This window comes from Streptomyces sp. NPDC093018 (assembly GCF_040684035.1).
Taxonomy (GTDB): Bacteria; Actinomycetota; Actinomycetes; order Streptomycetales; family Streptomycetaceae; genus Streptomyces; species Streptomyces murinus.
This window is the reverse complement of record NZ_JBFBFF010000021.1, coordinates 31184-45104: the sequence shown is the minus strand read 5'-3', so window position 1 is coordinate 45104 and position 13921 is coordinate 31184. Positions and strand designations below refer to the sequence as shown.

Here is a 13921-nt window from a genome sequence, read left to right as displayed (position 1 = left end):
CCCCGAGCCGGGCAATCGCTCACCCCCGGCCCTCACCCCCCATACGTGCCACACCGGGCCGTCCCCCGGGTTATGTGCGCATCCCAAATCCCGTTCAGCTCACCGGAGTTGACCGGGTGCCCCTGTGAACCTTGGGAGACGGCACCATGACCCATCCATCAGCGGAGCCCAGGACCACGGCCGAGGACGCCGGCGACGGCAGCCGCGTCCCGGCCGGCCGGTCCTGGCTCGACCGGTACTTCCACATATCCCGCAGAGGATCCACCGTCGCGCGTGAGGTGCGCGGCGGGGTCACCACCTTCATGGCGATGGCCTACATCCTCCTCCTCAACCCCCTGATCCTGTCCGGCAAGGACGTCCAGGGCGACACCCTCGGCCAGAAGGCCCTGATCACCGCGACCGCGTTCGCCGCGGCCCTCACCACCCTGCTGATGGGCTTCGTCGGCAAGGTGCCCCTCGCGCTCGCCGCCGGCCTCTCGGTCTCCGGGGTGCTGTCCGCGCAGGTCGTGCCCAACATGACCTGGCCGCAGGCGATGGGCATGTGCGTGCTGTACGGCGTCGTCATCATGCTGCTGGTCGTCACCGGCCTACGCGAGATGATCATGAACGCGATCCCGCTCGCGCTCAAGCACGGCATCACCATGGGCATCGGCCTGTTCATCGCCCTCATCGGCTTCTACAAGTCCGGCTTCGTGCACCAGGGCAAGGGCACCCCGCTGAGCCTCGGCCCCGCGGGTCAGCTCATCGGCTGGCCGGTGCTGCTCTTCGCCGGCACCCTGCTGCTGATCTTCATGCTCCAGGCCCGCAACGTCCCCGGCGCCATCCTCATCGGCATCGTCTCCGGCACGGTCGTCGCCGCGGTCCTCAACGGGCTCGGCGTCATCGACCCCCGCCAGTGGGCCTCCGGCGCGCCCGAACTGCACGGCGGCGCCGTCTCGATGCCGGACTTCTCGCTCTTCGGGCACATCGGCTTCGGCGGCTGGGACAAGGTCGGCGGGATGACCGTCGCGGTGATCGTCTTCACCCTGGTGCTGGCCGGGTTCTTCGACGCGATGGCCACCATCATCGGCGTCGGCACGGAGGCCGGCCTCGCCGACGACAAGGGGCGGATGCCGGGGCTGTCCAAGGCGCTGTTCATCGACGGGGCGGGCGGTGCGGTCGGCGGTCTGACCGGCGGCTCCGGCCAGACCGTCTTCATCGAGTCGGCGACCGGCGTCGGCGAGGGCGCCCGCACGGGGCTCGCGTCCGCGGTGACCGGACTGCTGTTCGCGGCCTGTCTGTTCTTCACCCCGGTGACCGCGATCGTCCCGCAGGAGGTGGCCTCCGCGGCGCTGGTGGTCATCGGCGCGATGATGCTGATGAACGCGCGGCACGTGGACTGGGGCGACCGGGCCACCGCGATCCCGGTCTTCCTGACCGTCGTCCTGATGCCGTTCACGTACACGATCACCACGGGCGTCGCCGCGGGCGTCATCTCGTACACGGCGATCAAGCTGGCCCAGGGCAGGGCGCGGGAGATCGGCGCGTTCATGTGGGGGCTGACGGTGGTCTTCCTCGTGTACTTCGCGCTGCACCCCGTAGAGAGCTGGCTCGGCGTCCACTAACGCCACGCCCTTCACCGGCAACCACCCTTTGAGGAGACCGACAGATGCTGGACATCGCCGAGGAGTTGAACCGTTGGGTCGGCCAGGGGCGTGACTTCGCGGTCGCCACCGTGGTGGCGGTCGGCGGCAGCGCGCCCCGGCAGCCCGGCGCCGCGCTCGCGGTGGACGCCGACGGCACCGCCATCGGCTCGGTCTCCGGCGGTTGCGTGGAGGGCGCGGTGTACGAGCTGTGCCGACAGGCGCTGAAGGACGGCGAGACCGTCCTCGAACGGTTCGGGTACAGCGACGAGGACGCCTTCGCGGTCGGCCTGACCTGCGGCGGCGTCATCGACATCCTGGTCACACCGGTCCGGGCGGCGGACCCCGCCCGGCCGGTGATCGCGGCCACGCTGGCCGCCGCCGCGCGCGGGGAGGCGGCGGCGCTCGCCCGGATCGTGGCGGGCCCGGACGGCCTCCCCGGCCGCGCCCTGCTGGTCCGGCCCGACGGCTCGTACGACGGCGGTTACGGCGCCCACCCCGAACTGGACCGCACCGTCGCCGCCGAGGCCCGCGCCCTCCTGGACGCGGGCCGCACCGGCACCCTGGAGACCGGCGCCCGGGGCGCGCGCTGCGGGGCGCCGGTCACCGTCCTGGTGGAGTCCTCCGTGCCCCCGCCCCGGATGATCGTCTTCGGCGCGATCGATTTCGCCGCGGCCCTGGTCCGGGTCGGCAAGTTCCTCGGCTACCACGTCACCGTGTGCGACGCCCGCCCGGTCTTCGCCACCCGCACCCGTTTCCCGGAGGCCGACGAGATCGTGGTCGAGTGGCCCCACACCTATCTGGAACGCACCGGGACCGACGGCCGTACCGTCCTGTGCGTCCTCACCCATGACGCCAAGTTCGACGTACCGCTGCTGAAGGTGGCGCTGCGTCTCCCGGTCGCCTACGTCGGCGCGATGGGCTCCCGCCGCACCCACCTCGACCGCGCCCGCCGCCTGCGCGAAGTCGGCCTCACCGAACGGGAGTTGGACCGCCTGCGGTCCCCGATCGGCCTGGACCTCGGCGCCCGTACGCCCGAGGAGACGGCCCTGTCGATCGCCGCGGAGATCGTCGCCACCCGCCACGGCGGCACCGGCACCACCCTGACCGGCGGCCACACCCCGATCCACCACGACCCGACCGCACGGCCACGAGTCGGCTCGGTGGCCTGAGCCCCACGCGCCGCCCGGTCTCCGAGAACCCCGAACCCCCGCACCCCGTCCGCCCCGTGAAAAGCGATTGCCGCCCGGACCGGCCGCTGTGTTCCATGAGGGCATGGTCCCCCTCGACCGGCTGCTCGCCTTCTCGGCGCTGGCCCTGCTGCTGATCGTGATACCCGGCCCGAGCGTGCTCTTCGTCGTCGGACGGGCCCTCGCGCACGGTCGCCGGGCCGCGCTGACCACGGTCGCCGGGAACACTCTCGGCGCGTATGTCCTCGTCGCCGCCGTGGCCCTCGGCATCGGGCCGGTGGTGGAACGCTCGGTGCCGCTCTTCACCGCGCTCAAGCTCGCGGGCGCCGCCTACCTGGTGTACCTCGGCGTCAAGGCCTGGCGGCAACGCGGCTCGCTGCGGGCCGCGTTCGCTCGGTCCGGCCCCCCGGAGCGGGGCGGTCTGCGCACCCTCGGCGAGGGTTTCGCGGTCGGGGTGGCCAACCCCAAGACGATGGTGTTCTTCGCCGCCGTACTGCCCCAGTTCGTGGACCGCGCCCAGGGACACGTGCCCCTCCAGATGCTGCTGCTCGGCCTGGTCTTCAATGTCATCGCGCTGGTCTCGGACAGCGTCTGGGGCCTGGTCGCCTCCGCCGCCCGCGACTGGTTCGCCCGCTCGCCCCGCCGGCTGTCCGCGGTCGGCGGCGCCGGCGGCCTGGCGATGATCGGCCTGGGCGTGACGGTGGCGGCGACGGGCCGCAAGGACTGAACCCAGTCCGGAGCAAGTCGACGCACGACGAGCGGAGTTGACTCCGCTCAGGCCCGCCTGAGCAGCCGGTTCATCCCGCGTCCGAAGACGACCCGGGCCATGCGCGCGACCATGCCGTCGAACGCCCGGGGCAGGAAGCGCACCCGCAGCTCCTCCTGCCACACCACCCGGCTGCGGCCCCCGGGACCCGGCAGGACCTCGATCCGCGCCCAGCCGAGGATCACCCGGCCCCGCTTCTCCAGCCGGCACACCCCGCCCTCGTCGCCCGCGGGAGGGCGCCAGACGGTCACCTCCATGGTGTCGTCCACGGCGAGCGGCCCGATGCCCGTGCGCGCCGTGAACCGGGTGCCCACCCGGGTCGGCCCGGGGGTGAGCACCCTGATCCCGGTCAGCGGCACGGCGATCGTATGGCGGGGCCACTCGGTGATCCGGCGCCACGCCTCGTCCAGCGGGAGCGGCACGGTCCGGATGAGGAAGAAGGTCGGCACGTGCCGATCGTAGGCAATGACCCCCGCGCGCCCCGGACTTCGGCGCCGGCTCACCCGGTCGGCCCAGTGCCGCGGGCTCAGGGCCGGTAGACCTTGCCCGGCTCGGCCCGGCCCGGGGCGAGGAGCTGGGGGACCGTCACGAAGGTGTACCCGCGCTTCTTGAGGGCGTCGATGATGCCCGGCACGGCGGGCACGGTGCCGGAGTAGATGTCGTGCAGCAGGATGATCCCGTCCCGGTCGGCCTGGTCGAGGACGCGCTTGGTGATGAGCGCCGAGTCGGTCGTCGCGTAGTCCTTGGCGGTGACGCTCCACAGGACCTCGGCGAGCCCCAACTTCTTGCAGATCTCGTGGATGTTGGCGTCCGTGCGGCCCTGCGGCGGGCGCATCAGCGTGGGCTTGTGCCCGGTGATCCGCTCGATCGCGTCGTTCGGCCGCCGCAACTCGTCGCGCACCTGGTCGTCGGATATGTCCGTGAGGATCTTGTGGTCCCAGGTGTGGCTGGCCACCTCGTGACCCTCGTCCGACATCCGCTTGACCAGCTGCGGGTACTTCTCGATGTGCCGCTTGCCGAGCAGGAAGAAGGTCGCGTGGACCTTCTTCTCCTTCAGGATGTCCAGCAGCCTGGGGGAGTTCTCGCTGGGGCCCGCGTCGAAGGTCAGCGCGATGCACTTGGCCTTGCGGCAGTCGACGCCGCCGAAGCTCGCCGGCGCCCCCTGCACGGCCTCCTTGCGCGCGCTGCTCGGCGAGGTGGTGTCGACCTGCGCGCAGCCGGTCAGCGCCAGCGCCATGCCGACGGCGGCCGAGACGAGCGCGGCCGGACGGAACCCGCGGCGCCGTTCCCGCATCTTGTCTGTCGCGGACACCGGCGTACGGGTCTTCTCGATCGAAGGAAACATGCCGGGACTATACACACATTTTATAGTTCTTTTGTTCGAATGTGGACGAACCTTCACATGGGCCCACCCGTGCACACCGGTAGTTCCGCGCCGGTGCGGGGAGTAGCCTCGGCAGCATGACGCGCACGGGGGAGCGAGCCGTCAAGTCCCGCTTACGCACGCCGGCATGGATCGCCCGCATCGAGGCACCGGACGGCGAGGTGCTCGGTGCCGGGGTGCTGCTCGCCCCCGACCGGGTGCTCACCGCGGGCCATGTCGTCACCCCCGGCACCCGCTATGCCGTACGACTCGTCGGCGTGCCCGGACAGGGCGCGGTCACCGCCACCGTCCGCCCGGACGAACACGTACCGGAGCGGGAGGACGCGTTCGGCGATCGCAGCGGCGATCTCGCCCTGCTGCGCCTCGCGGAACCCCTGCCCGCCGAACACACCACCCGGCTCTACCGGTCGGCCTCGCCGCACGGGCCGGTCAGCATGTACGGCTTCCCGGCCGGCGACGACGGCGGCCGCTGGCACGGCGCCACCCTGGTCGCCGCCCGCGGCCGGGACAGCCGGGTGCAGCTGCGCCCGCTCACCCCCGGCGAGCTGGCCGCTCCCGGCTTCAGCGGCGGCGGAGTCGTCGACCACGCCACCGACCAGGTGATCGGGATCGTGCTCAGCGTGGACGAGGGGCAGGTCTCCGCCTTCAGTCAGATGAGCCCCACGGAGACCATCCTCAGTCATCTGCCGCAGGCCGCCGCCTGGACCGACGGCGCCTCGGCGGTCGATCCCCGGCTGCGCGGCCGGGCGGCGCCCGGCGCCGGGCGCCTCGACGTGCCCTTCGCCACCGAACTCGCCGGATGGTTCCGGGGCGAGGGCTGGCCGGTGCTCGTCACCGTCGTACCGGCCCGCGGCGACCGCGCCTTCACCCTGGAGCGGGCCGTCACCCTCGCGGACCGCGAACTGCGCACCCGGCGCAACACCAGCGCCTTCAGCCACGACCCGCCCGAGACCGTGCCCCCGGCCGGTGCGCATGATCTCGCGCTGGACGTAAGGGAGTTGACGGCGGCGCAGGTCATGGACCGTATCGCCGAACGCCTCGGCATCCGCGACGACCCCCGGCCCGAACGGCTCACCGCCCTGCGCGTCCCGCTCGCCGCCGTACTGGTCGGCGTCGACCGGAGCGCCGAACCCGACGCCCTGCTCGCCCTGTTGGACCGGCTCGCCCGGCACGGGGCGCGGCTGCTGCTGGTCCACCGCCGCCCAGGTGGCCGGGCCGCCCAGGCAGCCGAGTTGCTGGTGCACCGGCCGCTGCGCGAGCGCTGGTCCCGCCTCGGCGCTCAACTCGACCGCATCATCGATGAGTTGGGGCCCGCGCTCGACACCCGCCGGGCCCGGGTGACCGCCGGGCCCGGTGCCGAGCCGCTGCTGGACCAGGCCGAGGCCGCCCTCGGCCGCAGCCTGATGCTGCGCGCCTGGCTCTCCCACAGCTCGGCACAGGACCGCGAACCCCGGCGCGCCGACCTGCTGTTCACCTTCGAGGGCGCCGCCGAACGCCGCGGCCGGCGCCTGGAAGCGGCCCTCGACCTGCTCGACACCCGGCTGCGCCGCTGGGCGGAACTCCGCGGCCGGGTCACCGCCCAGTGGCCGCTGTGCCGCCGCCGAGCCGAGGAGCGGGGCGACCGGGTGCTGGAGGCCTACCGGCTCTACGAGGCCGCGCTCATCCAGCTGCGGCAGACACCCTGCGACATCGAACGGGCGGAGGCCGCCGCGGACCGCTTCCTCGGGTTCTGCGCGGAGGCGGCCGGGCCGCGGGGGCCGGGCGGGGAGAAGAGCGGCGCCGAGCCGGGCGACGCGGTCGACTCCGGTGCGAGCGAGTTAAGTCCGGGTGGCGGCAGCCCGCGCGACGGGGGCTCCGGTGGCGAGCCCGCCGCCCGCCCGCCCGAGCCCCCGGCCCGTTCACCCGCGCCCCCCTCCCCGCCCCGCGGACACGCCCGCGCCCCCGAGCACCCCCCGCCTCCCCGCCGTAGCGCCACCGACTCCCGTGAGGAGCGCGGATCATGACGACCTCCTGTGTCCGCCCCGGCTGCGCGGGCCGCATCATGGGGACCGGCTACTGCGACACCTGCGGGCACCGGCACATCGAGCCGCGCGGCGAAGCACGCGGCACCCCGGCCGCACCGCCGCCCGCCGTGGTCGAGGAGAGCCCGGGACCGCCGGCCGTGCACGCCGTGGCCGGGGTCGGCGAACTCGACCAGCACGCACTGGTCGTCCTGCCCGAGGTGCCCGAACCCGATGACGTCCTGCTGGTCGAGGACCCGCGCCCGCCCACCGAGGGCCGCCGCTGCGGCACGGACGGCTGCGGCATGCTCATCGGCGTGGGGTACGGCGGTCAGCCCGCCCGCGCCACCGGGCGCTGCCCCCGCTGCGGCACGCCGTACTCCTTCCTGCCCCAACTGGCCCGGGGCGACCTGGTCGCCGGGCACTACCGGGTCCTCGGCTGCCTCGCGCGCGGCGGCCTCGGCTGGATCCATCTCGCCGAGGACACCCGCGCCGAGGGCCACCGCGTCGTCCTCAAGAGCCAGATCGACGCGGGCGGCGCCCTCGCCCGCCGTACCGCGGTCGAGGAGCGCCGTTCCCTCACCGAGCTGCACCACCCGGACATCGTGCGGATCATCACCTACGCCGATCACCGGCCCCCCGGCGGGACGTCCACCGGCTACCTGGTCATGGACTACATCGGCGGCCGCTCCCTGCAACAGCTCTTCGACGCCGATGCCGACGACAACGCGCGCGTCTTCCACGGCCGCCCCCGCCTCGACCATGTCCTCAGCTACGGCTGCAAGATCCTCGGCGCGCTGGAGTACATGCACGAACGGGGCCTGCTCTACTGCGACATGAAGCCCGCCAACGTCATCCACTTCGGGCGGGCCGTGAAGGTCATCGACCTCGGCGCGGTCCGCGCGATCGGCGACCGGGCGTCCGCGTATGTGTACACGGCGACATTCGCGCCGCCGAAGGCGGAGATCGACCGGCGCGGCTGGCACGTCGACAGCGACCTCTACACCGTCGGCATGACCCTGCAGGCCCTGGCCCGCGACACCGAACCGGCCCGCGGGCTCGCGCACGACTCCTTCCGGCGGCTCGTCGACCGCGCCACGCATCCCGAACCCCGCGCCCGGTTCCGGTCGGCCGCCGAGATGTCCCGCCAACTCTGGGAGGTCCTGCGGGAGTTCCGCTCGCTCCAGTTCGGCGAGCAGCTGCCGGAGAGCTCCACCCGGTTCCGCGCCACCGGTGCCAGCCTCGACGCCGGGCTCGGCGCCATCCCCGCCCTGGACCACTGGACCGCCCGCACCGGCGAGCGCCCGGCCGGGCTGGACGTGTCCCCGCCCTCGCCCGCCGAGGTCGCGGGCGCCCTGCCGGAACCGGTCCCCGATCCCGCCGACGGCGCCGCCCTGGTCCTGGACACCTTCTCGCCCGACGCCCCCGACCAGGTGGCCCGGCAGTGGCCCCGCGACTCCCGCCTCGGCACCCCGGAGACCGCGCTGTGGCTGTGCCGCGCCTATCTCAGGGGCGGCGACCGGGACGCGGCCGCCGACTGGCTCACCGAGGCCGAGACCCAGCTCGGCGAGCGCGCCGCCGCCCATGACTGGCGGATCGCCTGGCACCGGGGCGTCCTGCACCTCGGCAAGGGCGAGGTCGAGCCGGCCGGCGCCCGGTTCGAGGCCGTGTACCGGGCGCTGCCCGGCGAGTACGTGCCCAAGCTCGCCCTCGGCCACTGCGCCGAGCACGGCGCCCGCACCGCACGGGCCATGCGCTTCTACGAGGCCGTGTGGAAACGGGACAGCGCGCACACCGCCGCCGCCTTCGGGCTCGCGCGCGGCCATCTGGCCGGCGGCGACCGGGACGCCGCCGTCCGCGTCCTGGACGACGTACCGGCCACCTCCCGCCACCACGACGCCGCCCGGGTCGCCGCCGTCCGCATCCGCGCCGGTGTCATCGGCGGGCTGCCGCCCACCCCCGCCGATCTGGCCGACGCGGTCCGGCGGCTGCCCGAACTGCGCCTGGACGGCGGCGCCGAGGACGGCGAGTCCCGGGCCCGGCTGGTCGCCGAGGTCCGCGAGAACACGCTGGGCGGCGGCGCCGCGGCCTGGCCGTCCGGGAACCTCCTGGGCCCCGGCGGCGAGCGCGGCCTGCGCACCCTCCTCGAACACTCCTTCCGCCGGCTGGCCGCCCAGGCCCGCACCGCCCCGGAACACGGGCGGCTGCTCGATCTGGCCCACTCCGTAAGGCCGTCGACCACCTTCTGAGGACGCCCATGACCCCCGCGCAGAGACACCGATGACCGTGGCCGAACAGATCGAGGTGACGCTGGAGGTCGGCCAGGAGAAGGACCTGCCCGCCGAGCCCTACACCCAAGGGGAGGGCGTGGAACGGGAGATGCACGCCATTCTGGAGATCGGGGTGCGCGGCCACGGCGGTGCCGGGCTCGCCGGGGGACGGGTGCCGGGCGGCGGGCCCGCGCTCGCCGAGGTGCTGATCGTGGACACCTCCCGCTCCATGCGCTTCCCGCCCGCCAAGCTGCACGCGGCCAAGGACGCCACCGCGGCCGCCGTACGACTGCTGCCCGAGGGCACCGCCTTCGCCGTGCTCTCCGGCCACTTCCACGCCGCCGTCGTCCACCCGGGACCCGACCAGCCGGGGCTCGCCGTCGCCGGACCGGGCGAACGCGCCGCCGCCGTACGGGCCGTACGCATCCTCGACGCCGACGGCGGTACCGCCATCGGGACCTGGCTCGACCTCGCCCGCAGGCTGCTGAAGGACCACCCCGCGCCGGTCAAGCACGTCCTGCTGCTCACCGACGGCCGCAACGAGCACGACCACCGGGCCGCCATGACCCTGGAGACCGCGCTGGACGCCTGCGAGGGCCGCTTCGTCTGCGACGCCTGGGGCATCGGCGAGGACTGGGACGCCGAACTGCTGCTGCGCATCACCCGACGGCTGCACGGCCGCGCCGGAGCCGTCCGCGAGGAGGCCGAACTGACGGGCTCCTACGAGGAGTTGGTGACAGGACTGCTCGGCACGGCGGTCCCCGAACTGCGCATCAGGCTCACCCCCACCCCAGGCACCCTCATCCGCCAGGTGAAACAGGTCGTCCCCGGCGAACAGGAACTCCTGCCCGCCGAGGGCACCGGTCGCGGCACCGAGTACATCACCCGCGCCTGGGGCGAGGAGGTACGGCACTTCCAGGTGGTGCTGGCCGCCGATCCGACCGGCCGGGAACGCGGCGAGGACCTCCAGCTGGCCGCCGTCGAGGTCGTCGTACCCGACTTCGGGCATCCGGTACGGCTGCCACGGCCCCGCCCCGTCCTGGTGCGCTGGACCGACAGCCCGCTGGACGCCTCCCGGCGCCACCCCGGGGTGCACCGGCAGGAGCTGTACCAGCAGGCGAGCGCCGCCGTCGCCCACGCCTACCGGGCCTGGCTGCGCGGCAGTGACGGCCGCGCCGGCGCGGACCGCGAACTCGCCCGCGCCCTGCACCTGGCGGGCGAACTCGGCGACCCCCAACTCCTCGACGCGCTGCGCCGGATCGAGGACACCCCGGGCGGCGGCCGGATCCGTACCGGTCTGAAGGACGTCGACTGGCAGCATCTGATCCTCTCCAGCGCCATGACCACCCCGCCCCGCCATCCGGCCGCGGTACCGCCGTCCGGCCCCGGCGTCCCCCCGGCCGCCGACGCCCTCGTGGAGTGCCCGGGGTGCGGCTGGCTCGGCCCGGCCGACTCCGTGTACTGCGGCGGCGAGTGCGGCCGCCGTCTGAACGGGCCGTCGGCATGAGCGCGGGCACCGGCGCCGTCCGCGACGGCGGCATACCCGCTCCGCAGGGCGGCCGGGGCGGCCGGCGGGCGCCGGGGGAGCGGCCGGGCGGCAGTACGACCGCCCACGATCTGGCCGTCCGCCACCGCCTGCTGCTCGCCCTGGCGGCGCTGCTGACGCTCTCCCTCTTCCTGTCGTACGAGGGCGTGCACGGCGACGCCGATCCGCTGCGCACCTCCAGCGCCCCGGCGGTGCTCTCCCTCGACACCGCCCTGTACGCCCTCGGACAGGCCGCGGCGGACGCCGGTGCGGCGACCCCCACCAGCGACTTCCAGAAGCAGATCTCGGTCGCCGCGCAGAGCGTCGCGGCCGCCGCGGGCGACGATGCCGGGGGACCGTCGGCACGGCAGGCGCTCCAGACCGTGGCCGCGCTGATCACCGTCTACGCGGTCAAGGTGCAACAGGCCCAACAGCAGCCCACCGGGGGCGTGTTGCGCGAGGCGTACCTCAGCTACGCGACGAGCATCCTGTCCGACCCGGGCTCCGGGATACTGCCCCGGCTGAAGGTCCTCCAGGCGCAGCGGCGCGCGGCCGTGCACCGGCAGACCTCCTTCGGGCCGCTGCTGTGGTGCGGCTGGGCCGTGACCCTGCTGCTCGCGCTCGCGCTGGTCTGCTGTCTGCTGGAGACCCAGCTGTTCCTGCGCCGCCGCTTCCGGCGCCGCTACAACCGGGGCCTGCTCGGCGCGCTCGCGCTGCTCGCGGCCGGGCTCGCCGTCACGCTGCTGTTCACGGTGTGGACGCACACGGGGATGGCGGACACCCGGCGGCTGCTCGACCGCCCGCTGTCCGGGCGGGAACTCAACCACGCGGGGCGGGCGACCGCCGCGTACCTGGCGGACACCGGGCTGCGCGCCGCGGCCGCCGGGTGGATCCTGATCGGAGGCATCCTGGTCATGGCACTGGCCGAGACGGGGCTGCGGCGGCACATCGACGAGTACCGGTTCAGGCCCCGGTGAGCGGGCGACCGCGAGGCCGCGCCCGGACGGTCACCGTGGTGGCGAGCTGCCTCGTCCTGCTGGCGGCGGCCGTCGTGCTGGGCGCCCGCGCCGTCGGCCGGGAGCCGACCGTCACCCTGCTGGCGAACTGGACGGGCCGCGACGAGGCGAACCTGCGCCGCGCGGTGATCGGGCCGTTCGAGCGGACGTACCACGTGCGCGTGGACTACCAGGGCAGCTCGGCCGAGAGCCAGGTGCTCGGCGCCGACGTCGAGGCCGGGACACCGCCGGACGTGGTGGTGCTCACCGGTCCCGGTGAACTCGCGGACTACGCGGGCCACAAGCAGCTCCAGCCGCTCGACGGGCTCATCCCCCGGGCGGACTTCGGCACGTCCTGGGCGACGCCGCTCGCGGACGGGCATGTGTACTGGTTCCCGCTCAAGGCCGACCTCAAGAGCATCGTCTGGTACCCGGCGGGGACCGGCGAGAAGCAGCGCCGCGCGGCCCGGGACGATCCGGCGCAGTGGTGCGTGGGGATGGGCTCCGGCGCGACCAGCGGCTGGCCCGGCACGGACTGGATCGAGGACATCCTGCTCCAGCAACAGGGGCCCCGCCTCTACCAGTCGTGGGCGAGCGGCAAGCTGTCCTGGCGCTCGCCCGAGGTGCGGCAGGCCTGGACGACCTGGGGCCGCCTGATGGGCGCGGGCACATCGGAGAAGCTGCTGCGCCGCACCCTGAAGACGGGCTACGCCGAGGCGTCCGCACCGGTGACCGCTACCCCCCGGGGCTGCACGCTCGAACACCAGGCGTCCTTCATCCGCACCCAGTCCACCGCCTGGAAGCAGGCCGACGGCCGCTACGCCCCCTCGGCCGACCTCATCCCGGGCGCCACCGCCAAGGACTCCTGGGAGGTCTCCGGCGATCTGGTCGCCCTGCTGCACGCCACCCCGCAGGCGAAGCGGCTGATCCGCTATCTGTCCTCCCCGTCCGCCCAACGCGCCTTGGCGGACGCCGAGTCGGCGTTCTCCGTCGACACCGGGGCCCCGCCCACCGCCACCGGCCCCACCTGGCACCGGACGCTCGCCTCGACCCTGCTCTCCCCGGCCGCCACGCACTGCTTCGACGCCTCCGACGCCATGCCGCCCACCGTCCGCGACGCCTTCGCCGAAGCCGTGATCGGCTACCTGGCCCACCCGGCCCGTCTCACCTCCCTGCTCACCACGCTGGACACGCTGAGGTCGGCGCCGGGACAGACCTGGCTGCCGTCGGTGTGCGACCAAGTGCCCTGACCCGCGGGCCGGGTGGAGGCCTCAGGTCAGCCCTTCGTCCACTCCAGCTTCAGCTTCCGCCCCTGCTCGCGGCCCGCCCGCGCCGCCGGTTCGCGGGTCACCGGGTCCAGCGGGTTGGCGCCGATCGCGTCGGTCGAGGCGTCGTCGGGGCCGATGACGAGGACCTCGGCGCCCTCGGCGCGCAGCGCGGCGACCGTGTCGTCCAGCGCGTGGTCGCTCGGCAGGGGCTCGACGGGGCCCAGCGGGACGAGGACCAGGACCCGGGCGGCGCCCGCGGCGAGGTCGACGTTGGCGACGGAGCGGATACCGCCGTCGATGTAGCGGCGCCCGGCGATCGTCACCGGCGGCCACACCCCCGGAACGGCACAGCTGGCGGCGACCGCGTCGACCAGCGAGACGCCCGAGTCGCGGTCGAAGACCCGGGTGTCACCGGTCTCGGCGTCGACCGCGACCACCCGCAACGCCCGCTGCGGCCAGCCGTGTTCGGGCAGCCGGGACTCGATCACCGCGAGCCGCTCCGGCTCGCCGACCGTCCGCGCGGCCAGCGCCACCCGGCCGACCGCGCCGCGCAGCTCCGCCGCCGAGGACGCCGTGGCCATCGTGACCCCGATCTCCGCGGCGAACCTCTCGATGTCCATCTCGGCCATGATCTCGGTGGCCTGCAACGAGGGCTCCACCTGCCGTGCGAACAGCTTCTCCACGCCGAGCCCGCTGCCCAGTTGGGCCGCGACGGTCGCGCCCGCGGAGGTGCCCACCAGCAACCCGGCCCCGGTGACGTCCTGCCCGGCATCGGCGAGCCCCGCGAGCAGCCCGGTCATCCAGGCGATCCCGCCCACACCGCCGCCACCCAGCACCAACGCCTCGGTCATCTCAGCTCCTTCAGCAGTCTTCGACGGCGCACCGGCATCGCCGGCCGCAG

11 protein-coding genes are annotated in these 13921 nt (G+C 74.2%); 8 read left to right on the top strand and 3 right to left on the bottom strand.

Features of this window, described 5'->3' with window-relative positions:
• Positions 1-146: 146 nt before the first annotated feature.
• The 3 genes from AB0N90_RS32970 (at position 147) to AB0N90_RS32960 (ending at position 3539) form a co-directional block, all read left to right on the top strand.
• Entirely contained in the window at positions 147-1604 is a 1458-nt protein-coding gene (locus AB0N90_RS32970) for an NCS2 family permease (protein ID WP_365202711.1), read from the top strand.
• 44 nt (positions 1605-1648) lie between these two features.
• Positions 1649-2794, top strand: a complete 1146-nt coding sequence (locus AB0N90_RS32965; RefSeq protein WP_365202710.1) for an XdhC/CoxI family protein — start codon at positions 1649-1651, stop codon at positions 2792-2794.
• A 103-nt stretch (positions 2795-2897) separates the two neighbouring features.
• Positions 2898-3539, top strand: a complete 642-nt coding sequence (locus AB0N90_RS32960; RefSeq protein WP_361679096.1) for a LysE family translocator — start codon at positions 2898-2900, stop codon at positions 3537-3539.
• 47 nt (positions 3540-3586) lie between these two features.
• Here the strand turns inward: AB0N90_RS32960 and AB0N90_RS32955 are convergent, their stop codons facing one another.
• Positions 3587-4027 (bottom strand): SRPBCC family protein, encoded by a 441-nt coding sequence (locus AB0N90_RS32955; RefSeq protein WP_361679094.1) that lies wholly within the window; start codon positions 4025-4027, stop codon positions 3587-3589.
• Between the two features lie 77 nt (positions 4028-4104).
• On the bottom strand, positions 4105-4872 hold the full coding sequence (locus tag AB0N90_RS32950; protein WP_365202839.1) for a polysaccharide deacetylase family protein: 768 nt from the start codon (positions 4870-4872) through the stop codon (positions 4105-4107).
• 167 nt (positions 4873-5039) lie between these two features.
• On the opposite strand from AB0N90_RS32950, the gene AB0N90_RS32945 reads away from it, so the two are divergent.
• The 5 genes from AB0N90_RS32945 to AB0N90_RS32925 are packed head-to-tail and all read left to right on the top strand — an operon-like array spanning position 5040 to position 13002.
• The gene (locus tag AB0N90_RS32945) at positions 5040-6965 is read left to right on the top strand and encodes a serine protease (RefSeq protein ID WP_365202707.1); all 1926 of its coding nucleotides are present in this window, start codon (positions 5040-5042) and stop codon (positions 6963-6965) included.
• The gene (locus AB0N90_RS32940) at positions 6962-9211 is read left to right on the top strand and encodes a tetratricopeptide repeat protein (protein WP_365202706.1); all 2250 of its coding nucleotides are present in this window, start codon (positions 6962-6964) and stop codon (positions 9209-9211) included. The genes AB0N90_RS32945 and AB0N90_RS32940 overlap by 4 nt, the downstream gene beginning before the upstream one ends.
• Before the next feature lie 31 nt (positions 9212-9242).
• Positions 9243-10739 (top strand): VWA domain-containing protein, encoded by a 1497-nt coding sequence (locus AB0N90_RS32935; RefSeq protein WP_365202704.1) that lies wholly within the window; start codon positions 9243-9245, stop codon positions 10737-10739.
• A complete protein-coding gene (locus AB0N90_RS32930; RefSeq protein ID WP_365202703.1) occupies positions 10736-11734 on the top strand; it encodes a hypothetical protein in 999 nt (332 codons plus the stop codon). The genes AB0N90_RS32935 and AB0N90_RS32930 overlap by 4 nt, the downstream gene beginning before the upstream one ends.
• Before the next feature lie 38 nt (positions 11735-11772).
• A complete protein-coding gene (locus AB0N90_RS32925) occupies positions 11773-13002 on the top strand; it encodes an extracellular solute-binding protein (RefSeq protein WP_365202701.1) in 1230 nt (409 codons plus the stop codon).
• A 26-nt stretch (positions 13003-13028) separates the two neighbouring features.
• Here the strand turns inward: AB0N90_RS32925 and AB0N90_RS32920 are convergent, their stop codons facing one another.
• Positions 13029-13871, bottom strand: a complete 843-nt coding sequence (locus tag AB0N90_RS32920; RefSeq protein WP_365202699.1) for a patatin-like phospholipase family protein — start codon at positions 13869-13871, stop codon at positions 13029-13031.
• Positions 13872-13921: the final 50 nt, after the last annotated feature.

Coding starts and splice junctions, on each gene's coding strand:
- AB0N90_RS32970 (WP_365202711.1), top strand. CDS start 147: ATGACCCATCCATCAGCGGAGCCCAGGACCACGGCCGAGGACGCCGGC.
- AB0N90_RS32965 (WP_365202710.1), top strand. CDS start 1,649: ATGCTGGACATCGCCGAGGAGTTGAACCGTTGGGTCGGCCAGGGGCGT.
- AB0N90_RS32960 (WP_361679096.1), top strand. CDS start 2,898: ATGGTCCCCCTCGACCGGCTGCTCGCCTTCTCGGCGCTGGCCCTGCTG.
- AB0N90_RS32950 (WP_365202839.1), bottom strand. CDS start 4,872: ATGCGGGAACGGCGCCGCGGGTTCCGTCCGGCCGCGCTCGTCTCGGCC.
- AB0N90_RS32945 (WP_365202707.1), top strand. CDS start 5,040: ATGACGCGCACGGGGGAGCGAGCCGTCAAGTCCCGCTTACGCACGCCG.
- AB0N90_RS32940 (WP_365202706.1), top strand. CDS start 6,962: ATGACGACCTCCTGTGTCCGCCCCGGCTGCGCGGGCCGCATCATGGGG.
- AB0N90_RS32935 (WP_365202704.1), top strand. CDS start 9,243: ATGACCGTGGCCGAACAGATCGAGGTGACGCTGGAGGTCGGCCAGGAG.
- AB0N90_RS32930 (WP_365202703.1), top strand. CDS start 10,736: ATGAGCGCGGGCACCGGCGCCGTCCGCGACGGCGGCATACCCGCTCCG.
- AB0N90_RS32920 (WP_365202699.1), bottom strand. CDS start 13,871: ATGACCGAGGCGTTGGTGCTGGGTGGCGGCGGTGTGGGCGGGATCGCC.